Raw genomic sequence first — 20,742 nt, forward strand, 5'->3', positions numbered from 1 at the left:
CCACGCGGCGGCGACACACGGTCATCCGGCAAGATTTCCCCCCGCGCTAGAGACCAACCACGGCGCACGCGCCCTTGCGGACGACCGTTTTCCTGCACAGCAAACGATTCGATCCAGTCGCGGCACGAAGAGGTCCGGCGGCACTCGGCGGGTTGACGCGAGGCTGACCGGGAAGAAGCGATTGCCGTAGGCACTTTAGCCCGCCGGTACCGGGTTCGCCCAGCATCGTTCAGCGTGTTTCACGCAGCAATCTTCCAGTCGTGGAACTGGCCCGGACGCGTCCTGCGCTGCAGGAGTCCCCCGCCCCCGGGGCCTCGGCATTCGTTGCGCGGGCTCGCACGTCGCCCACGGTTGCCAGCAAATGCCTCACGGCGCGCCGCCGCCGGGCAGGTCTGATGTGGCACCATCGCCACGTGGCGACACGGACTACCAGCGCTGGCGGGGCGACGATCCCGGTCATCGCACTGACCGGCCATCTGGGTGCCGGAAAAACCACATTGCTCAACCATGTCCTGCGCACCCCGGACGCTCGGATCGGAGTGGTGGTCAACGACTTTGGGGAGATCAATGTCGACGCCGGGCTGATCAGCGGGCAGATCGACGAACCGGCATCGATCACCGGCGGCTGCATCTGTTGCCTACCCGACGATGGTCAGCTGGATGCCGCGCTGGCCCGGCTGGCTGACCCCAGGCTGCGGCTGGACGCCATCATCGTCGAAGCCAGCGGCCTTGCCGATCCCGCGGCGCTGGCCCGCATCATCGGCTTCAGCGAGATCGGCGGGGTCCGCGACGGCGGGGTCGTCGACGTGGTGGACGCCGCCCGGCATTTCGAAACCGTCGACCGCGGCGGCGTGGCGCCCGCCCGCTACGGCGCGGCGACGTTGATCGTGGTGAACAAGCTCGATCAGATCCCGCAGGCCGAGCGCGCTGCGACACTGCGGCGGGTCGAAACCCGGGTGCGGGAACGCAATTCCCGCGCCCACATCATCGGGGCGACGGGCGGACGAATCGATCCGGCCCTGCTCTACGACGTCGCCGCCGCGACCGACGCGGCGGGCCAGCTGTCATTCCGCGACGCGCTGGTCGATGAACCGGCCCACGAGTCCGGCCATGTGCACGCCGAGTCGGTGACGGTCGCCGCCGGTGGTGCTGTCGACCCCGGACGGCTCCTCGAGCTACTCGAGTCTCCGCCTACCGGCGTGTACCGGATGAAGGGCCGCGTCGCGGTGCGCCATCGCTCCGCCACCCGCGGCTACCTGGTTAACGTCGTCGGGCCTGCCGTGCACATCGCGCGTGGTGCCGCCCCATCGGAATCGGACGGCCACCTCGTGGCGATCGGGACCCATTTCGACACCGCGGCCGCCCGGGCCCGGATGGTCGACGCCCTGCGGCTTGCCGACGGGCCGGCCTCGGCTACCGCGCTGCGGCGCTGGCAGCGCTACCTCACCCGAAGCTGACAGCAGCAGACACCTGTATTCAGAGGTCGATGACGATGTCCTCGGCCGGCGTCGCGACGCAGACCAGTACGTTCCCCTCGGCCGCCGGCCACAGCGGCTCGGGGTCGTAGTGGACCCGCCCGGACAGCAACCCGGTCTCACAGGTGTGGCAAACCCCGGTCCGACACGACCATCGGGTGGGCACGTCGCAGGCTTCGGCGAAGTCGAGCAGGCTGCGGTCGACGGGGCGCCAGGGCGCCGAGAGCCCGCTGCGCGCGAACTGGACGTTCGGCCCCGTCCCACGCGGACCCTCCGGGAGGTGGGGTGGCCGCAGGGGCGCCGTGGCGATGCCTGGCGTGATCGCGGACCTGGCACCGAATCGCTCGGCGTGGATGTTGTCCGCGCTGATCCCGCAGGCGGTGAGACCGTCGCGAACAATCTCCATGAACGGCTCCGGCCCGCACACGAAGACCTGCGCATCGACCGGTAGGCCGAGTTCGCGCAGCGCGAGCGCGGACAGCCGCCCCCGTCGGCCACAGTCGCCGGGGGCCCGGTCGGCCGGGTCTGGCCTGCTGTAGAAGACGTGAGATCTGCTGTGCGGCAATCTCTTCAACAGCTCGCGTGTCTCGCCCGCGAACGCGTGCTCCGCTCCGTTGCGGGCGCTGTGCAGCCACCACACGGGGCGCGTCGACTCGCTGTCGGCCAAGGCATGGAGCATCGACAGCATCGGGGTGATGCCCACCCCTGCCGAGATCAAGACCACCGGATGTGGGCTGTCGTCGAGGAAGAAACTCCCCCGCGGCGCTGCCACCTCGATCATGTCGCCGACGCTCACATGGTCGTGAAGGTAGGCACTGACCGCCCCGAATGGCTCCCGCTTGACGCCTATTCGGTATCGCGCGGAACCCGGTCCGTTGGACAGCGAGTAGTTGCGGACCACCGCCGCCTCGCCGGGATCCGTCCGAACACGCACCACAATCGATTGACCGGCGCGCCATTTCGGCAGCGGCGTGGTGCTCGGGTCGGCCAGCACCATCGAGCGGACATGGCGGCTCTCGTCGCGCACCGCCGTCACCTCCAGTGTCCGGAATCCCGGCCAGGCCGGGACCGGTGCGGCTACTCCGGTCAGCCCGCTGTTGCCCGACTGCCCAGTCGTCGCTGAGTCCTGATCGATCAGACTCTGCAACGAGGTCTTCCATCCCGGACTCAGCGCCGGAATATCCACGGCACGTTGCAGGGCCGCACGCTGATGGCCGGGAAGGTAGAGCAGGGCGTCGATCTCGGCGACGCTGACCCGCTGCGGCCCGTCGGCGATCTTGACGACCGGCTGACCGGCCGTCACGGTGCCTTCGGTCAACACACGGCAGTAAAAGCCGGGCCGGTGATGCGCCACCAGGAGCGCGGCCATCCGGGGTTCGCCCAGCCGCATCCCGACGCGATAGCAGGTGACCCGCGGCTGCGTCACCTCGAGGACCACGTCACCGATCCGGTACTGATCGCCGATGCAGACCTCGTCGTCGGGCAGCCCGTCAACGGTCAAGTTCTCTCCGAAGGCCCCGGGGGTCAAGTCGTCGCGGCCGAGCACGGCAGCCCAATGCTCATACGAGGCAATCTGATACACCAACACAGCCCTGTTCTCGCCGCCGTGGCCGGCGAGGTCACCCTGTCCGTCACCGTCGATGTTGAGCCGACGAACCATCCGGGGACCACTCACCGGGGCTTTCCACGCGCCGGTGCGCACGGTGTGCCCGTTCCACTGAACGTCGGTGGGCAACCCGACGTTGACCGAGACCAGCTCAGCCATTCGGGTTCCCACCGCGGTCTGCGAGTTGCTCACGAAGTCGGGCGTTTTCAGCCTGTGCCGCCGCAAGTTGATCGCGCATCCGCGCCCGTACCGGTTCGAGCTCGGCAGCGGTGTAGCGCGGGGTGATGTGTTGCTGGCAGTTCCAGTCGTAGGCCTCGACGTCGACGAGAACGGCTCGCTCGACGACCGCCTCACAGGTGTCATCGGCCAGGGACTTCAACAGCTCCGGATCTTCCTCGGCAGTCACGACGCGAGCGTGGCCGAGGATCTTGAGACGGCGCTGCCGTGCTGGGTCTGGACGCTACGGACATCGTCGCTGAACGCGATCGACGCGTAGTGCTTGCTCATATCGTCTCCTCGTCAAGGCCGGTCAGTGCAGCGGAATGTCCCGACCTCGTTCATTGTCGGGACGTGGCCCGAAGTAGCGCCGCTGGGACTCATCGATGGGTACGTCGTTGATGCTGGCCTCACGCCGTCGCATCAGCCCCGCGTCGGTGAACTCCCACAGTTCGTTGCCGTAGCTGCGCCACCACTGACCGCTCGCGTCGCGGCATTCATATTGGAAGCGCACCGCGATGCGATTTCCGTGGAAGTCCCACAGGCTCTTTCGCAACGCATAGTCGAGTTCACGTCGCCACTTGGCGGTGAGAAATTCCACGATCTGCTCGCGGCCGGTGATGAATTGATCGCGGTTACGCCAGGCGCTGTCGGGTGTGTAGGCCAGGCTCACCAGGTGCGGGTCGCGCGTGTTCCAGGCGTCCTCGGCCGCCTGAACCTTCTGCATGGCCGAGTCCAGGTTGAACGGTGGAAATGGTGGGCGGGACTCCGTCACGTCTGGCCTCTCATCAGAACTGCCATGGCTGCAACCACCTCATCGACATAGGGAACAGCCTGCGCCAGAAACGCCAAATTCACCAGTGCGGTGGCACCAGGAAATCCGCACCACTCTCTCGCGACTTCGCCGAAGCTGTGGTTATCGAGCAAGATTGCGACGAGTAGACATGTCGATGCCTACCGGCTCGCGTGATCGGAGGCACACGAGGTACTCGGCCGGAGGATCCCGACACCGGCTAGGCCCACGCAAGCCGGTCTACCCGCGCTAGCGTTCGTGACGTGACAACGAATCTGGTCGAGCGGGCGCGCACGATCGCCGACACCGTGTTGTTCCCCGCGGCACTGGCGGTGGACCGGACCGGACATGTTCCCGACAGCCATTGGGAGACACTGGCCGAGGCCGGCTTGTACGGTATTGCCGCGCCCGCCGAGGCGGGTGGACCGGGGCTGACCCTGCCGCAGATCATCCAGATCCTGGAGGCCATGGCGGGTGGCTGCCTGGCCACCGCGTTCACCTGGGTGCAACACCACGGCATGCTCGCCGCACTCGCCGCCTCCGGCAATCACGCCCTGCGCGACGAAGTCCTGCCCGGCGCCATCACCGGGCAGATCCGTGGCGGGGTGGCCTACGCCGGCGCGGTGCCGGTGCCACCCCGGATGCGGGCCCAGCGAGTCTCCGACGGATGGCGGCTGTCCGGTCACGCCCCCTTCGTCAGTGGCTGGGGCATCATCGACGTCATCCAGATCTCGGCCGCCGATGTCAAAACCGGGGACATCGTGGCGGGATTGGTGAGCGCCGAGATGCAGCCCGGCATCACCGCGGTGAGTGCTCAGCCGTTGTTCGTCGCCGACGCGTCGCAGACGGTGGCGCTGGAGGTCGACGGCCTGGTGATCCCCGATGACCGGATCGTCAGCCAGCTGCCGCGAGACGTCTTCATGGCCAATCAGAACTTCGGATCGCGCCTCAACGCGACGCTGCCGATCGGGCTGGTCGGCCGCTGCGCACGGCTGCTCGACGGGGCCGGCGAGGGCGCGGCGGCGGCGGCGCTGCGGGGCGAGGCCGACGCGGTACGGGAACGCCTCGATGCCGGTCTGGGTGACGCATCGACGTTGTTGCGGGCCCGCGCCGATGGCTGTGAATTGGCCAGCCGCGCCGCGAGCGCCCTGGTCGCGGCGCGCGGCGGCCCGTCGTTGCTGCGCGCGGATCCCGCACAGCTGCTGGCACGTTCGGCGGTCTTCACATTGGTGGCCGCAAGCCGGCCTGAGCTCAAGCGATCGCTGATCGACCAGATGTCGCGCCCGCCCTCTCGAATCGACTAGGCCGTCGGCCGGTCGATCAGCCGCCACGCGGCCACCGCCGCGACGAGCGTGCACGCCCCGGTCATCAGGAAGATCGGCCAATAGGCGCCGGTGAGGATGAGCAGCGGACTGGCGATCGCGATCGCGACGGTACCGCCGAGCATCTGGATGCTCAGGTTCACCCCGCTGGCCTGGCCCTGCTTCTCGGCGGGGACCGCTCCCATCAGCGCGGGCCGGGCGGTTACCGCGATGAACGGCATGATCGCGCCCCACACCACCAGAACCGCCACGATCAGCACTTCGCTACGCAGTACCGTGCCCAGACCGATGAGGACGACAATCACCGCGGTCGCGACCAGCGTGACGGTCAGCGGCACCCGAGCGCCGTGCCTGTCACGCACCTTCCCGGCCAGCCGCGACGTGACCAGCGTCGGAACGATCGCCACGCTCACCACCAATCCGGCCTCGACCGGGCTACGGCCGAGGTCGTGCTGAAGAAACAGCGCCAGAAAGATGAACACGATCATCTTCTCGAACTGGAACATCGCGAACACGATGTTGCCGCCGGTGAAGGCGGGGATCGTGAGCAGGTCGAGTTCGACGAGCGGATTGGCACGTCCTAACTCGATCGCGACGAACACCAGCACGAACACGACGCCTGCGACCAGGGAAATGATCACCACGGGCGAGGTCCAGCCCCAGTCGGTCGATTGCATGAGCCCGACGGTGACGCCGGTCAGCCCGGCCACCAGCGCTGCCAAGCCGCCGTAGTCGAACCGGCCGCCCGCTGCCCCTGCGCGCCCAGCCGACGGGGACGCGGCCAGGGCTGCGGTGAGGATGCCTGCCGTGACCGCGACGATCGGCACATTGATCCCGAAGATCCATCGCCACGAAAGGGATTCCGAGAAGGCACCGCCCACGAAGGGGCCGGCGGCCATGAAGCATCCGGCGATGGTCGTTTGCACCCCGAACGCGGTGCCGCGTCGTTCCGGCGGGAACGCCTGGGTGACGATCGCCATCGAGGCCGGGAACGTGATGGCCGCGCCGATGCCCTGCAGGCCCCTGGCCGCGATGAGCCAGCCGCCCGATGGTGCGAGGGCGGCCAATAGCGACGCGAGGAGGAAGATGCCCGCGCCGACCGGAAACACCCGGCCTCGGCCCCACAGGTCGCCGAGCTTGCCGCCGAGAGCGAGGAAGCAGGTGAAGGCCAGCAGATAGGCGTTGGCTATCCAGTGACTGCCGACTTCCGTCATCGCCAGGTCTGTGCGCATCGTCGGCAATGCGACCCCGACGACGGTCTCGTCGAGGACGACCAGACCCAACACCGAACTCGCCGCCATCAGAATCCACCACGGGCGAGCGTTGTCGTTGATCAAGGAGCCGAGCCTACTGACCGTGGACACGATCACGCTTCGGTGCGAGCAGAACTGCCGCAACGGCCGCGGCGAGGTTCAATGCCAGCAGGGCGAGCAACGGTCCGATGATCGCGGCGCGCTGCGCGAGCGCACCGAGCGCCGTGCCCAACAGCGACGATTCGATCGCGATCAGCAGCGCCCCGAAGCCGATCAGGGTGGAACGGTGCCTGTCGGTGGCGTGGGCGTTGACCCACGCCAGACCGGCGGTGAAAACCGCCTGGCTGGCGACGGCCGCGAGGACGAAGACGATCGCGTAGATCCAGACATGGTTCCACTCCCGGCGGTATTCGATCACGACACAGATCAGGGCGGCCGTCGCGCCCAGGAGCGCGCTGATGGCGAGCATCGCGCGGACGCCCAGGCGGCTGACCATCCGCCAGAAGACCGCGCCCACCACAAGTCCGGTGCTCGACGAAATCACCAGCACGTGAAGGCTTCCCGCCGACCCGGCATGGTTGATCGAGGCATGCACGCTGTAGAACGAGGTGCCCAAACTGACCGGGACGAACAGCACCATGATCGCCGCGTAGTGGCGAAACCAGGACTGGCTGCGGGCCGCCGCCCAGCCCTCGCGATAGGTGTCGCCGAAGGTGACGACGTCGTGGCGGACACCGGTCGGCACCCGCCCGACGAACATCGCCAGCACCGCCGCGGCGATGAAACACGACGCGCCCAACCACAGCAGGTCCAGCTGGCTGTTCTGCGGGTCGCGTTGGGCCAGGTAGGGCACCAGCAAGAGTGTCGTCAAGATCGCCGCCACCGCGCCCAGAGCTCCCTGGGCCAGTACCAGGTCACGGCCCGCAGTCTCGGTGAGCTTGCTCGAAACCACCTCGGAAAAAGCGACTTTGGATATCCCGGAGACCGTCCCGACGACCAGCGACGCCGTCAGGAAGACCCCGGCGACCAGATAGCCTGATCGCGCCGACAATCCGCTGACGAGAATGAAAGCGGCCATGATCGCCGTCGAACCGGCAATGAGAACGTGTTTGTCGTGCTGTGCGCGGTGGAGCACATAGGGTGACAAGGAATTGCCCAGCACGATGCCGACGCTGTAGGCCGCGTACAACAAGCCCGCGACCCAGAGCAGGTTGTACTCGGCGGCGATGAACGGCAATACCACCGAGACATTGGCCAGTTGCAGTCCGGTGTTGTACGCCGTTCCCTGGGCCAGCAGGACGCGGTAACGTCCGGTTCCGCCGCCCTTCTCCGCGGACGTGCCGGTCACCTCGATTGCTCCCAACTGGACTGAATGCCGCACCTAGCCCAGTGGGTGAAGTTACCCACCGCATGACGGCCTGGCCAGTCGATCGGTGAGATGGTGTTCCGCCTTTTGCGTATCTGTTGCCGCCCCGCCGACCATCCCGATAGGTTTCGGAAGTGGGCCCACAATGGCATGTCGGACCGGTGACGGTGCCGGTGCACGGCCTGTTCGTCGGGCTCGGGGTGTTCGCGGCGATGGTCGTGTTCGTCATCGAGGCGCGGCGACGTGGCGCGGTCAACGATCAGTCGCTCGTCGCCGTGACCGGTGCCCTCGTCGGCGGCGCGATCGGGATGCGGCTCTCGGGCTGGGCTCGGCACCTCGATTTCAGCGCCAACCCGACCTTGGTCCAAGCGTGGGATTACGGCGCGAAAAGCATTCTCGGTGGACTGCTCGGGGCGTATGTGGGGGTGCTGGTCGCCAAGCGCGTCGGAGGGTATCGGGGAAAGACCGGTGACCTGTTCGCTCCGGCGGTGGCGCTCGGGATGGCGGTCGGCCGGATCGGGTGCTACCTGACTGAGGCTCCGGGACGCCCGACTTCTCTGCCCTGGGGCGTGCACGCGGCCGCCGGCACGCCCGAATGCCCTGGATGTCTGACCGGCCAGGCCATGCATCCCTCGTTCTTGTACGAGATCGCTTTCCAGCTGGCGGCATTCGCGACACTGATGTGGCTGCGCTCCAGAATCACCAGGCCCGGTGAATTGTTCGTCCTCTATGTCGCGGCTTATGCCGTATTTCGGTTCTTCGTCGAGTTCACTCGGGCCAACGAGACCGTGTGGCTGGATTTGACTCGGCCGCAATGGTTTCTACTCCCTTCACTGGCCCTCATCGGTTTCCGGGTATGGCACGGGTACCGTCGCGGGTACTATCGCTTCCCAACGCGTCGGCAGGAGGTACCCGCATGACGACGCCCCCACCCGGCGATGACCAGGGCGGCGACGCGCCAACGGAGGACTCCCGGCCCGAACCCCGCACATCCGCCGACCACGCCCCGCCGCCACCCGAGCAACCGCTGCCGCCCGCGTACCTGCCGCAGCCGCCACCGGGGTATTGGCCACCACCGGGGTATCCGCCACCGCCGGGATATCCGCCACCGCCGGGATATCCGCCGCGGGGTCAGTACTATCCGCCACCGCCGATGCCTGCGAACACCCCGCGGTTCTCGGTGGGTATGGTGTTCGTCGGAGCGATCGTGTACTTCGCGTTCAACTTCGTCATGTTTTTCGCGGTGCTCGCGCTGGCCAGCAGCGGCGGGAACGCGGCGCTGGTCGGTGGCGCGGTGGGGTTGGCGCTCATCGCGTTGGGCGGTGGCAGCGCCCTGCTGACGACGTCGAGTGCCTCGATCAAAGGCCTGGGCCTGGGCCTGATGATCGGCTGGGCGTTCTTGTCGGTCGTCTCCGTCGGGTTCTGTACCGGCCTCAACCCTGCGCTCTACTCGTGACGAACGCCGGGATGGGGCTGCGCGGCGACCGGCTGTTGCGCTATGTCACCGCGTTCTGTCCCACTTGCCACGCAGATGCCCCCGAACGGCCGCTGAGCGATGTGATGCGGCTCAGCGGCCGGCTCGTCGAGCACGATGGCCGGGTCTGGCTCGAGCGTGGTTGCCCGACACACGGATTGGTGCGCACCCTCTACGACGAGGACCCGGAAATTTTGTCCTATCTGGAGGAATGGACCGCACCGACCAAGGCGCACACCCCGGACGTGGTGGGAAATTTCGACCCGATCCCGTCGGCGTACCTGCGCGGATTGCCGGAGATGCAAACCCAGCACACCTGCATTCTCCTCGAAGACATCGCCGAGATCTGCAACCTGCGGTGTCCCACCTGTTTCACCGACTCCTCACCGGACCTCCGCAACGTGGTACCCGTCGCCGATGTGCTGGCCAACGTAGACCAACGCCTGGCCCGCGAGAACGGCCGCCTCGACGTCCTGATGCTGTCCGGCGGCGAGCCCACGCTGCACCCGGCGCTGCCCGAGCTGATCACCGAACTGGTGGCCCGACCCATCACCCGAATACTGGTCAACAGCAACGGCATTCGGATCGCCACCGATGACGCCCTACTCGAGTTGCTCGCCGAGCACCGGCACCGCGTCGAGGTGTACCTGCAATACGACGGCCTGTCCGACGCCGCACATCGCCATCACCGCGGCGGGGACCTGCGCGCCGTGAAACAGGCTGCACTCCAGCGGCTCTCACAGCACGAGATCTTCACCACGCTGGTGATGACCACCGCCCTCGGCGTGAACGACTCCGAAATCGGCGACATGGTCCGGCTAGCCCTGGACACCCCCTACGTCGGCGGAATCAGCATCCAACCCCAGTTCGGGTCGGGCCGCTCCGGACGCATCGACGCCCTCGATCGGCTCACCCATACCGGCGTACTCAAACGGCTCGGTCCGCAGACCGACGGCCTGGTCACCTGGCGCGACCTGACCGCCCTGCCCTGCTCACACCCCCACTGCTGTTCGGTCGGATACCTGATTCGTGACGATGCCGGCGCGTGGCGCTCGCTGGTATCACTACTCGGTCATGACGGCCTGAAGTCCAGGCTGGGCCTGGTCTCGAACAGGATCGTCGACACCAAACTTCCCCAGCAGCTGCGGCTTGCGGTCAAGGAATCCCTTCTCGGGCTGTTGTCCGAACAGTCGTCGCTGTCGCACCCGCACATCGGCGATATCTGGCGAATCATCTGTCAGAGTTGCGATCTCGGAGTGGGCACGCTATTTGCGGTGGCATCGTCGGCACTGCCGGGGCGGCAACGCAAGCTCCGCCGGCTGCTCGGCGAGCGGGTCGTCCGCATTACCGTCAAACCGTTCATGGACATCGACACGATGCTCGAAGAGCGCTTGGTGCAATGTTGCGTCCACGTCGGCACCAGTTCAGGTCAGCACCAGTGTGCGCCCTTCTGCGCCGTCCAGGCTTGGCCGGCGCTGGGCCGTCAGCGTCTGTCGGTTGCGGCGGGTCGGCAGCTTCCGCTCATCGCGGTGGACGCGGTCACCCGACCGTAGCGCCGGCCTGATGCCCGGTGGCGTCGCGGCGCACCAGTTCGACGGCATCGCCCACGTCCACGGTGATCACGTCGTCGCAGGCGACAAAGGGGATCTGCAGCAGACCGTGGAAGTCGTCGGTCATGACGAAAGTGTGGGCGCGGGCGAACAGCGGCTGCACGTCGAAAACCCGCACCCGCAGCTTTTCCCGGCTCAGTCTGCCCAATTCCCGGCCCGTTTCGGGATCGGTGACCACGGGGCCGGTGCGCGAGCTCACCGCGAAGACCATGCCTACTGCCACCCCGGCTTCAGTGCCGCGGTTGATCACCAGCGTGTGGTCATCCTCGATGAGTGCGACTTGCCCGACGATCGCCTCGGTGGTCACGACGCCGCCAGGGAGTTGCTTTCTCGCAAGGCCGAAGACGACCCTGACCCGGCCCGGATCCGTGGCCGCAGGCCGTAGTCATCGGCGCGCAGCGGCACGTCCACATCGGTCGCGGAATCCAGTTCGGTGCCCAGCGTGAGCTCCACCGCGGTCTTCGCCTGGAATAGGGCGATCACCGCCTGTTGGTGATGGTCGGTGCCGAACGTGGCTAGTGCCGTCGCGAGCTTGGAGTCGACGTAGTGGATCGAGCGCTGCAGATCAGACGGCGCCGGTTGAGCCGGATGGGCCTGCCGCGGCGCTTCGGTGCCGAGACCGCTATACCACCGATGCCCGAGGGCTCCCAGGATGGCGGCACATACCGGGACCACCACGACGATGCAGACCAAGCCGAAGGTGGTGTGCATCGTGATCGCACCGACGACACCGAGGAGCATTCCTACGCCCGCGCCGAAGAACAGTTGCACCGCCGGCGGCACCGATTCGACCACGAGCCACAGGTACCGGGTGGCGTGCACGACCGATCGGGCGACGCCCGCGACGAAGCGGGCGAGCCCCGTGATGCCCCTGAGAGCGAGGCGACCCATCTCGTCGGCTCGCTTGCGGGTGACCGGGGACTTCGGCATCGACCAGGACCGCTGTCGCGCCGGCTCGGCCGGGGCGGCGTCCGGCTCGATCGGAGGTGTGGCGCCGGGCTCAGCGGCGGCCGGCGCGGCGGGCTGCTCCGCCGCGTCCGGAGTCGCCGGTTCGGCGCTGGTCACATTCGCATCACTAGCCACATACGTATCATTCCCCCATCCGGTCGATTCCTCGCCCTGGCACGCCGAGCCAACGACCGGCTTTGCGCCTTCCGGCCGACATCGTGTCGGCCGACGCCACCGCCGCCGTGGCCCTAATGTGCTAGCTGGCGGCAGATCGAGCCGCGGGCCGCGCAGACCGGCCCTGACCGCCAGACTTCGCCGCCCGTTCCGAACGCGCCGCCGCCGAGTTGGGTTGGTCGCGATGACCGACGGTGCGCCTGGCCGTGACATCCACCGGCCTGAAACCTGCGGTGCGGCGGACTGTCTTGTGCACGTTGACCGAACGGATCCGTGCCGAACTGGCCGGCCCGGAGCTCTGAACGGAGCGGGGCACCTCGTTGACAGCGGCCAGACTCTGGGTCGAGGAACTCTGTGCGGCAGCGGAGGCACTGCTCGGATCTTCCCAGCCGATGGCCGTGGCAATGGATCTGCCGAACTCCATCATCGCCCCGAAGGGCCCGACCGCGGTTCCGGTCGCAAGCGGTACGTGGATGTGGAGCACGCCGAGCAGGTTGTTGTCGTAGGCGAAATCGAGTGCGTTGAACGCCGAACCACCCGGGCTCAGGAGACCGCCGAGAGCGATACCGACCTGGACACCGTCGGGGAAGGTCACCCCGATAGACGGCCCCACCGCCTCCACCAACGCGGTCAGGTCAACATGCTGACCTCCGTTGAGGAACGCATCGGTCATGGCCGCGGGAATGTCAGCCAGCGTGTTCATGGCGCTCGTCACGTCGGGCGTGGCGGCGGCGAGATCGCTGTTGATCGATCTCAGGCTCGATGCCAAGACCAGCAGCGGGCCCAACACCGGGCCGGCAAGACCGACCAGCACGCCGCTGAGCGTGGTCGTCGAGAGGGCCAGTAGCTGCTTACCTGTTGGAGATATGCTGAGCTGCAACAGATCCGGGATACCGGGCAGTTGTTCGATGGCCGGCAGCAGCTCGTAGAAGGTCCGGTGCGTGGTATCCAAGGTGCTCGGGTCCGGCGCCAACGGCGTATCGACCGCCGCCTGAAAATTAGCCTGCATCTGCGCAAGAATGCCCGCGATATCGGGCAGTTCGGTCACGTACTCGGCCTGGTTCGCCAGGATCTGCTGCAGGATCGGGACCGGCGCCTCAAGCCAGGAGTTGAACAGCGCGGTGGCGTTCTCCCGTGCCGTGGTGAAGACGTCTGCCCAGTCGGTGGACGCCGCCGCGAGGTTCATCGCCTCGGCACGGACGTCGGGTGGTGGCGTGGCCACCGGGCTGATCGCGATCGCGCTGGCGCCTACGACGGCCACACCGGCCGAAAGGAAGGGTCGAGACGTTGCAAACATGGCGAGCCCCCGTCGTCGTGTCACCCCTGACCCACGAGAACCGTACCTGAGACAGTCGGCCCCGAAACTCGAATTCGGTGGCAAAACGCTGATTTGAGCCTTGGCTCAGCCGGCGGTCGGCGCAATCGAGAAGGGCTGGTACTCGCTCCAATTGGATTCGGGCAAACCCATCAGGGCCAGGAGGATGTTCGCTTCAGCCACTACTCGCATCCGACGCCGTTACCGTCTCGATCGAGTCCGTAGATGTCTCGGCCGATTACCGTGACGGGACCGGAGACATAGGCGGGTCCGTTACCGCTACCTCCGGCACAGTCGACGTCACTGGCGATCGGAACGCACGCACCCGAGTAGTTCGGGTCGCAGTTCGAGCTCGGTGCCCGGACATGCGGTCCCGCGGACTGCGCAACGGACCCGCCGTCCGGATCAGCGGTTGCCGCCGGGCTCAGTGCCAGCCCGAGGGCAAATCCAATTGCCAGCATGGTCAATTTCCCCACGACAACGAATCGTAGCCACCACGTCGTCGTCGACCGACCGTTACGGGCCAATTGCCGTCCAGCGCGCCGGATCAGCGACCCGGTGCGTCGTCATCCTCATCGGCGGTGGCGTCATCACCTTCGGGGTCGCGGTCCTGATCGGTCGACAGCCCGGCCGCGGCCGCCTCCGGGATCGGCATCGGCTCGGGCGGCATCCGTTCGCGCAGGCTGTCGTAGATCGGCGGTGAACCCACCAGGTAGGCGGCCAGCACCGCCGCGGCGGTCGCGGCCATCATCGGCACGGCAACCGACGTCGTCGCGGTCATCTCGATGACGAGGACCATGCCGGTCACCGGCGCACGGACGGTGGCCCCGAAAAACGCTCCCATACCGACGAGCGCCATCGGAACCGCCAGGCCCTCAACATTTCCGGGCCACACGAAACCGAAGACTCCGACGAACAGCAGTCCCCACAACGCGCCGATCGCCAGCAGCGGAGCGAACAACCCGCCCGGGGTCCCGGCCGAATACGACAGCGGGCCGGCAATGAACCGCACCACCAGATAGCCGATGACGACGGTGAGCACGATGTGGTGCCCACCGAGGACCAACTGCGTCAGGGGGTCACCGCCGCTTACGGCGAGGGGGTAGACGAACATCGCCAACCCGATCACCGCGCCGATCATGGCCGCCTTGGCGGGCTGCGGCATGCGGCGCAGACCGGCGACGTGGTCGAGGAACCACAGCACGATCCGGTTGTAGAGGGCGCCGAGACAACCGGTCAGCAGACCGAAGACGACGAAGAGCGGAAGCCACGCCAGATCCGGGGCGCCGATCGGTTCGACGTCGAAGTCAGCGTGGTTGCCCAGGACCCACCGTGAGCAGGCGACCGCGGCGACCGCGGCGAAGATGGTGGCCAGGACCGTCTTCACCCGGAACGATCGGGTCACCTCTTCGAGGGTGAACAGGGTGCCGCCGATGGGCGCGTTGAAGGCGACGGCCAGGCCCGCCCCGCCCAGTGCGGTCTGCATCATCCGGACCTCGGCCGCGGGCAGCCGGGCTCGTCGTGCTGCCTCGGCTCCGATCGCGGCCCCCATGTGCACGGTCGGACCCTCCCGACCGAGCACCAGTCCCGAGCCGATGGCCAGCACGCCACCGATGAATTTCGCGGGAAGCAGTCGGATCTGCGGTGGCTGGGCATCGCCGTGGTAGACCGCTTCGACGTGCTGAATGCCGCTGCCGGCGGCCAGGGGCTCCCACCGCACGATCAGGGCGGCCAACGCCGCACCGATCGCGGCGGCCGCCATGGGGATCAGCCAGCCCGGCCCGGGCAACTGGTGGGTCCAATTGACGAAATCGGTGCGGAGGGTGTCGGCGGCTTGCAGGCACCAGCGGAAGGCGCCGCCGACGAAACCGATGATGATCCCGGCCAGCGTCGCCGTCACACAGATGAGGATCGATCCGCGCATCGACGCGTCGATTTTGGCGGGGTATTCCGGTGTCTCACTCATCGGTGTTCCCGCTCAGCGTTGAAAGCCACGGCGTCCAGTTTCGCAGACCGGCGTCGCGACCTCGCGGCGACAGCGCCCTCACCCGGCGGGAGCGCGGCAGGCGGGAAGAACAGTCAGGCATCCGCGCCCGGCGATCAACCCTTCATGGCGGTGGCCGCCGTATAGCGTCGCCACGAACCGAAGTCGGTGATCTCGAGTTCACCTTCGACGATGTACGGTTCGCCGAGTACGCCCAGGACCTGCGTTCCGTCCACAAGCGCTACCTTTCCGACGGCCAAGCCGGGCGGTTCGGACTCGAGGATTTTCACCACCCCGTCGCCGGGAACGTCCCAGAGCTCCAATTCGACTGCTGTTCCGCCGTTCGTCGTTCGGATCATCGCCGGGTGGCGGTCACCGACTGTCCACAACCGGTAGCAGGGAGCGGTCCGATCCTCGCGCACGAAAACCGCACCAGCGCGAAGCATGTTCGCGTTCAGTTCGAGGCCTCGCATCAGCGTGCCGTTCACCGCCAGCCTGGTAAATCCATTGTCAGTCATCACATCTCCAGTCCACCGCTAACGAATCCGCAGCGGGTTTCTGACCGTCGGGATCCGAGTTTCGGCACCCCCCCCGCGGTGCCGAAACTCCGAAGGGCACTAGCCGACGGCGGCCACTCGAGTCGCGCCTCGCATCACATCGAAGGCTTTCAACAAGGCGTCGCTGGGCGCATGTGCCCCGAAAACTCCACCCTGCATGGTGATCATGTTGAGCGCGGCCACGTGGTTGGCGGGGTCGGTGGCCCCTGTGCAGTCGGACAAGACCAGACATTCGTAGCCGCGGTCGTTGGCGTCCCGCATGGTGGTGTGCACACAGACGTCGGTGGTGATCCCGGTGAAGATGATGTGCGTGATGCCGTTGGTCCGCAGGATCAAGTCGAGATCGGTGGCATAGAAGCTGCCCTTGCCGGGCTTGTCGATCACCGGTTCACCCGGAAGGGGCGCCATCTCCTCGACGATTTCCCAGCCGGGTTCGCCACAGACGAGGATCCGGCCCGCCGGACCGTACGATCCGATCTCGGCCCCTATCTGCGCCGAGCGCCATCTCTTGTTCGCAGGCAGATTCGACAGATCGGGGCGGTGGCCTTCGCGGGTGTGGATGATGAACAACCCGACGTCGCGGGCAGCGTGTAGGACCTTCTGCGCCGCGGCCAACGGCGCGCGGGTCAGCGACAGGTCGTAGCCCATCGTGTCGACGTACCCACCCTTCCCGCAGAAGTCGACCTGCCAGTCGATGTTGATCAGAGCCGTTCGGCCCGTTGGAATATTGCCGTCATAGGGCCACACGTAAGGATGTGCCTGTACTGTCGCCGGTGGGCGCATGTCATTCGTCACTGGAAACTCCTCTCTTTCAACAGTTTTCACCGGCACAGGACGCCAATCGGGTGTGATGTGGCCGGTCGCAAACATTGTTTGCACCTTCGTACTAGTGACCGTATTACTACGCGAACCTGAAAGGTCGCCGAACACTACCTGGACACTTCCTGTGAGTTTGCCGTGAGGCTCGCCGATCGTTCGACCGCACGGTTCCCGACATCTCCGGCGTTCATCCGAACGCCGCGTCACCGTGGCGGGCGATGCGCTGCTCGACGGCCTGCGCGGCGGTGCGCACCCGTGCACCCAGGTCGCGGATGGCCGGGCCGGTCAAAGTGGTGAACGCCGCAACCATCACGACGAACGCCACCGAGCCGTCGGTGTCGCGCACCGGGGCGGACACCGTCGCGATGCTGTGGGCCGCAGCACGGCCCAGTTCGTCGTCGAGGATGTCGATCACCGCGAGATTGGCGTAGGCACCGGCGAGCTGGGTGGTGATGTCGTCGACTTCACCGTCGGCGCTCAGCGCGCGCAGCGCGGTGTAGACGCGCACATACTCGCGGGTGAGTCGTTCCACGACAAAGCCGCGCTGCCGGATCTCGGCCAGCACGGCCGTCATTCGCTCCCGGAATTCACGGCTGGGTGTGCCGATGGCCCGCAGCCACTGCTCCTGGACCTCAGCGCTCGACCACGCCACATAGTCGCGGCCGATCGGTGCGACGAACGGCGTGCGCATCCCCGAGGCGATCCGCGGGCCCCGCAGATGCTCGCCGACGGTGTCGATGACCACCAGGGTGGCGCCCTCACGACGCGCCAGTGACACGTGCATGCCGGTGGCGTGGGCCAACCGTTGAAGGTCGGCGCGATGAAGCTGTGCCGCGGTCGGCCTGGCCAGGGCGGCAATCGCGGGTCCCCAGCCGTAACGGCCGGTCGCGGGGTCGCGGATCGCCCACTCGTGGGCCGCCAGCGTGGTCAACACGACATGCCCGGTGGCGCGGCTGATGTCCAGGCGGCGGCAGATCTCGGCCAGCGAGAACTGGGTGGCCGGTTCGCGGCCGAGCAGCTCCAGGACGGCGATCACCCGCTCGGTCGGTGGTGACAAGCCTTGACGTGGGGCCGGTGCTGGGTCTACTTTCTCCGCCACAATATCGAACGGTATGTCGATATTTCGACATCAGCAAGCCTATTGGGGGCGCGATGACAGTACTGACGAGCTTCGACGTCGACAAAGCCTCGTGGCGCGCGGCCGAGCCGCGCCGGGTGGCTCCGTCGACCTGGCGGGCTTTCGCGATCTGGACAGCGGTGTTCTGGGGCGCGACGGGCGTCTTCGCCGCGCTGTTCTATCTGGGTGTCCTCGACTTCGCGACCAGTACCAAGGCGTCTCTGTACGGCATCAGCATCTGGCTCAACGGGTGGATCATCCCGCTGCTGCTGCCGGGCGCACGCACCCGGCCGCGGTTGCAGCGCTTCCACGAGTGCCTGGTGCTGTGGATGGTGTCGTACGTGATGACGAACCTGTTGTGGGAAATCCCGTGGGTGATCTTCTCGCCCTTCGTCTTCCACGATCTGCACACATTGTCCGACATCGCCGCCTACACCCCGTGGATGCGCGAGAACATCCTGCACATGTACTGGTGGGACCTCGCTTCATTCGGCTCGGTCGACCTGCGCGCCGTCAATCACAACTCGACGTTCTTCACCCTCGAGATGTACGCCTTCATCAACCTCGCCAGTGCGATCGCGTTCTGGCGGCTGAACAAGGTCGGTTCCCGGCTGCGCTACCTGGTCCCGGTGCTCGGCGCCGGTGAGCCCGTCGTCGCCACGTTCATCTTCTCGTTCAGCGAGGTCTTCGCAGGCTTCCCGAACATGGCCGGCGGCGTCGCCGACACCTTGCTGGCCCTGCTGTGGACCCAGTACCAGTACTTCGTGTTCCCGCTCGTCTTCGGATACCTGGGATACAAACTGCTGTACGAGGATTGGCGGCAAGCGGGTGCGGCGGGCACACCGGTCGGCGTCTGATCCCGACGGGTGGTTGCGTTGGTCGTGGCCACTGGAATCACTCCCTTGACACCAGCGCCCACCACCGGGCGCCCCCCGAGGTCCGTTGCGCAGAAGGACGCCACAAATCTACTGCGGCACCGACGGGCCTTCGCCCGAAATCGGCCAATCCGAGCCGTGGCCACAGCAGGCGGCCGTTCTCCTGTAACGGTCACGTGGCTGTGCTACACAACGGAGTCATGTCGGATTCCCCTTCGGCGCCGAAATCCCGCCGCCGCTTGTTGCGCCATCCGCTCGTCCTCACCGGCATCGCCACCCTCGTGGTCGCCGCCGCGCTCGGCGCCTATTGGTTCCAGCCGTGGAAGCTGTTCACCAACACCACCGTCGACGAAGCCCCGCCGAGCGTCACCGCGTCATCGAACGACGGCCCCACGCCCGCAGGGCCCGTGGTGGAGTCGCAGGGCAGCTTTGTCAGCCAGGAGCACGACACCACCGGGACGGCGCAGCTGCTGCGGCTCCCCGACGGCTCGCAGGTGGTGCGGATCGAGGACCTCAACACCAGCGACGGTCCGCTGCTGAAGGTCTGGCTGACCGACGCCCCGGTGACTCCTGGGTCCGACGGCGCGCGCGTGTTCGACGACGGACGCTGGATCGACCTCGGCGCCCTCAAAGGCAACCGCGGCTCGGCCAACTATCCGGTGCCCGCCGGTACCGAGGTGGAGGGCCTCAACAGTGTGAGCATCTGGTGCGACCGCTTCAACGTGTCGTTCGGGGCAGCTGAGCTCAAGCCTGTTGCGGTGACCCAATAACGAGCGATCCCTAGACGGCGTTGGACATCGACAACTCCGACGACCGTGCTCCCCGTCGCATCGACGGCGAGACCGCCGACAGGCAAGCCCACGTTGCGCCGATCGTCAGCCACAGCAATGCCTGGTTCAGCAGCGAATATATCCGAAACTCGGCCAGCACCTCGGCTGGGAAGCCGTCGACCAGCACGCCGTCGGGTCCGGTCAGCGGCCCGGGAACCTCGTGGAAGCCGGGCAACAACGCGAAGGCGATCACCACGACCACGACGTAGCCGCCGGCCGCCAAGGCAGTCGATCGCCATGCGCCCCAGCGCCGCGACCACGCCAGTGCGGCTGCCACGGCGATACCTGCGCTCAGCACCGAGATCACGGTGATCGTCAAGAACGCCGAACTTCGGGCTCCGATGGTGTCTTCCAGACCGACGGTCGGCGGACTCGGCGGATATTTCAGGCTCGGCACCAACGTGATCGCCGCGAACATTCCCGCCGCGAGCAACAACGCCAGGCCGGTCGGGTCGAACGCGGCGCCGCGCCGCTCGAGCACCGTGCGGATCACGGTGTAGGCCACCGCGAACAGCACACCCATCGTCACGGCGAATGCGATGACTCCGACCGCGGCACCGATATTCTCCTGCACCGACCGACTGAAAAGCTCATGACCGTGACCATGCCCGTGATCGCCTCCGGAGAGGTGAGCCTCGGCGTGCTCACGAGCCCCTTCGTAGTCCACCGCGGCACCGATCGACGGCTCGATCATGACGCGGCTGAACGCGAAGCAGGCGATGCCGCCCAGTACGCCCGGCACGAGATACCGTGCCGCGGGCGGTAATTCGACGTTCAGTGACACGGGAACCCCAGCAGGTGTCGCGCGTCGTGCAGGAACTCGTGGACGTGGGTGTCCGAACCGAACACCGACACCGCTCCTTGGTCGTAGCCGACGAAGTAGTAGAGGATCAGGGCGAGCAGCGTCATGACCGCCAACCGGAGCGGCGTGGCGAGACTCGTCGCGGCCGCACGCAAGTCGGTGCGCGGCAGCCCGATAGCGGGATTCGCATCGTTCATTTCAGACAT

The 20,742-nt window shown here is 66.9% G+C and carries 22 protein-coding genes; 7 read left to right on the plus strand and 15 right to left on the minus strand.

Going from position 1 to position 20,742, the window contains the following annotated elements; genetic code table 11:
- Positions 1 to 413: 413 nt before the first annotated feature.
- Complete coding sequence (locus ORI27_RS22485) at positions 414 to 1,457, plus strand: CobW family GTP-binding protein (RefSeq protein ID WP_265999276.1); 1,044 nt, start codon at positions 414 to 416, stop codon at positions 1,455 to 1,457.
- A gap of 19 nt (positions 1,458 to 1,476) precedes the next feature.
- On the opposite strand, the gene ORI27_RS22490 is transcribed toward ORI27_RS22485, so the two are convergent.
- From ORI27_RS22490 to ORI27_RS22500, 3 genes are all read right to left on the minus strand, one after another.
- Complete coding sequence (locus ORI27_RS22490; protein WP_265999277.1) at positions 1,477 to 3,240, minus strand: MOSC and FAD-binding oxidoreductase domain-containing protein; 1,764 nt, start codon at positions 3,238 to 3,240, stop codon at positions 1,477 to 1,479.
- Positions 3,233 to 3,487, minus strand: coding sequence for a hypothetical protein (locus tag ORI27_RS22495; protein ID WP_265999278.1), 255 nt, complete (start codon positions 3,485 to 3,487; stop codon positions 3,233 to 3,235). The genes ORI27_RS22490 and ORI27_RS22495 overlap by 8 nt, the downstream gene beginning before the upstream one ends.
- 123 nt (positions 3,488 to 3,610) lie before the next feature.
- The gene (locus ORI27_RS22500) at positions 3,611 to 4,072 is read right to left on the minus strand and encodes a nuclear transport factor 2 family protein (protein ID WP_265999279.1); all 462 of its coding nucleotides are present in this window, start codon (positions 4,070 to 4,072) and stop codon (positions 3,611 to 3,613) included.
- A 281-nt stretch (positions 4,073 to 4,353) separates the two neighbouring features.
- Between ORI27_RS22500 and ORI27_RS22505 the strand changes: the two genes are divergently transcribed.
- Complete coding sequence (locus tag ORI27_RS22505; protein WP_265999280.1) at positions 4,354 to 5,394, plus strand: acyl-CoA dehydrogenase family protein; 1,041 nt, start codon at positions 4,354 to 4,356, stop codon at positions 5,392 to 5,394.
- On the opposite strand, the gene ORI27_RS22510 is transcribed toward ORI27_RS22505, so the two are convergent.
- Both ORI27_RS22510 and ORI27_RS22515 read right to left on the minus strand, forming a co-directional pair.
- Positions 5,391 to 6,749 (minus strand): MFS transporter, encoded by a 1,359-nt coding sequence (locus tag ORI27_RS22510; RefSeq protein WP_265999281.1) that lies wholly within the window; start codon positions 6,747 to 6,749, stop codon positions 5,391 to 5,393. The two genes, ORI27_RS22505 and ORI27_RS22510, sit on opposite strands and share 4 nt — an antisense overlap.
- 10 nt (positions 6,750 to 6,759) lie before the next feature.
- Positions 6,760 to 8,013 (minus strand): MFS transporter, encoded by a 1,254-nt coding sequence (locus ORI27_RS22515; RefSeq protein WP_265999282.1) that lies wholly within the window; start codon positions 8,011 to 8,013, stop codon positions 6,760 to 6,762.
- Positions 8,014 to 8,165: 152 nt separating this feature from the next.
- On the opposite strand from ORI27_RS22515, the gene ORI27_RS22520 reads away from it, so the two are divergent.
- From ORI27_RS22520 to ORI27_RS22530, 3 genes are read left to right on the plus strand one after another with little or no spacing between them, the layout of a single operon-like run.
- Positions 8,166 to 8,951: a prolipoprotein diacylglyceryl transferase gene (locus ORI27_RS22520; RefSeq protein WP_265999283.1), complete on the plus strand. Its 786-nt coding sequence runs from the start codon at positions 8,166 to 8,168 to the stop codon at positions 8,949 to 8,951.
- Positions 8,948 to 9,487, plus strand: a complete 540-nt coding sequence (locus ORI27_RS22525) for a hypothetical protein (protein WP_265999284.1) — start codon at positions 8,948 to 8,950, stop codon at positions 9,485 to 9,487. The genes ORI27_RS22520 and ORI27_RS22525 overlap by 4 nt, the downstream gene beginning before the upstream one ends.
- A gap of 11 nt (positions 9,488 to 9,498) precedes the next feature.
- Positions 9,499 to 11,058 carry a radical SAM protein gene (locus ORI27_RS22530; protein WP_265999322.1) on the plus strand — a complete coding sequence of 520 codons (1,560 nt, stop codon included), beginning with the start codon at positions 9,499 to 9,501 and terminating at the stop codon, positions 11,056 to 11,058.
- On the opposite strand, the gene ORI27_RS22535 is transcribed toward ORI27_RS22530, so the two are convergent.
- From ORI27_RS22535 to ORI27_RS22570, 8 genes are all read right to left on the minus strand, one after another.
- Positions 11,045 to 11,422 carry a hypothetical protein gene (locus ORI27_RS22535; protein ID WP_265999285.1) on the minus strand — a complete coding sequence of 126 codons (378 nt, stop codon included), beginning with the start codon at positions 11,420 to 11,422 and terminating at the stop codon, positions 11,045 to 11,047. The two genes, ORI27_RS22530 and ORI27_RS22535, sit on opposite strands and share 14 nt — an antisense overlap.
- On the minus strand, positions 11,419 to 12,198 hold the full coding sequence (locus ORI27_RS22540; RefSeq protein ID WP_265999286.1) for a hypothetical protein: 780 nt from the start codon (positions 12,196 to 12,198) through the stop codon (positions 11,419 to 11,421). Before ORI27_RS22540 ends, ORI27_RS22535 begins: the two co-directional genes overlap by 4 nt.
- 121 nt (positions 12,199 to 12,319) lie before the next feature.
- Positions 12,320 to 13,498 carry an outer membrane porin GjpA gene (gene gjpA, locus ORI27_RS22545; RefSeq protein WP_265999287.1) on the minus strand — a complete coding sequence of 393 codons (1,179 nt, stop codon included), beginning with the start codon at positions 13,496 to 13,498 and terminating at the stop codon, positions 12,320 to 12,322.
- A gap of 236 nt (positions 13,499 to 13,734) precedes the next feature.
- On the minus strand, positions 13,735 to 14,028 hold the full coding sequence (locus ORI27_RS22550) for an excalibur domain-containing protein (RefSeq protein WP_265999288.1): 294 nt from the start codon (positions 14,026 to 14,028) through the stop codon (positions 13,735 to 13,737).
- A gap of 71 nt (positions 14,029 to 14,099) precedes the next feature.
- Positions 14,100 to 15,476 (minus strand): ClC family H(+)/Cl(-) exchange transporter, encoded by a 1,377-nt coding sequence (locus tag ORI27_RS22555; protein WP_407666395.1) that lies wholly within the window; start codon positions 15,474 to 15,476, stop codon positions 14,100 to 14,102.
- 176 nt (positions 15,477 to 15,652) lie between these two features.
- Complete coding sequence (locus ORI27_RS22560) at positions 15,653 to 16,054, minus strand: allophanate hydrolase-related protein (RefSeq protein WP_265999290.1); 402 nt, start codon at positions 16,052 to 16,054, stop codon at positions 15,653 to 15,655.
- A gap of 99 nt (positions 16,055 to 16,153) precedes the next feature.
- Positions 16,154 to 16,876, minus strand: coding sequence for a biuret amidohydrolase (gene biuH, locus ORI27_RS22565; RefSeq protein WP_265999323.1), 723 nt, complete (start codon positions 16,874 to 16,876; stop codon positions 16,154 to 16,156).
- Positions 16,877 to 17,099: 223 nt separating this feature from the next.
- Entirely contained in the window at positions 17,100 to 18,011 is a 912-nt protein-coding gene (locus ORI27_RS22570) for an IclR family transcriptional regulator (protein WP_265999291.1), read from the minus strand.
- A 53-nt stretch (positions 18,012 to 18,064) separates the two neighbouring features.
- Here ORI27_RS22570 and ORI27_RS22575 point away from each other — a divergent pair, with 53 nt between their 5' ends.
- Both ORI27_RS22575 and ORI27_RS22580 read left to right on the plus strand, forming a co-directional pair.
- Positions 18,065 to 18,886 (plus strand): hypothetical protein, encoded by an 822-nt coding sequence (locus tag ORI27_RS22575; RefSeq protein ID WP_265999292.1) that lies wholly within the window; start codon positions 18,065 to 18,067, stop codon positions 18,884 to 18,886.
- 218 nt (positions 18,887 to 19,104) lie between these two features.
- Positions 19,105 to 19,674, plus strand: coding sequence for a DM13 domain-containing protein (locus tag ORI27_RS22580; RefSeq protein ID WP_265999293.1), 570 nt, complete (start codon positions 19,105 to 19,107; stop codon positions 19,672 to 19,674).
- A gap of 10 nt (positions 19,675 to 19,684) precedes the next feature.
- Here the strand turns inward: ORI27_RS22580 and ORI27_RS22585 are convergent, their stop codons facing one another.
- Together ORI27_RS22585 and ORI27_RS22590 are read right to left on the minus strand one after the other, a co-directional pair.
- Complete coding sequence (locus tag ORI27_RS22585) at positions 19,685 to 20,518, minus strand: CbtA family protein (RefSeq protein WP_265999294.1); 834 nt, start codon at positions 20,516 to 20,518, stop codon at positions 19,685 to 19,687.
- Positions 20,509 to 20,733, minus strand: a complete 225-nt coding sequence (locus tag ORI27_RS22590) for a CbtB domain-containing protein (RefSeq protein WP_265999295.1) — start codon at positions 20,731 to 20,733, stop codon at positions 20,509 to 20,511. The genes ORI27_RS22585 and ORI27_RS22590 overlap by 10 nt, the downstream gene beginning before the upstream one ends.
- Between the last annotated feature and the right edge of the window lie 9 nt (positions 20,734 to 20,742).

The organism is Mycobacterium pinniadriaticum (assembly GCF_026242045.1).
Lineage (GTDB): Bacteria > Actinomycetota > Actinomycetes > Mycobacteriales > Mycobacteriaceae > Mycobacterium > Mycobacterium pinniadriaticum.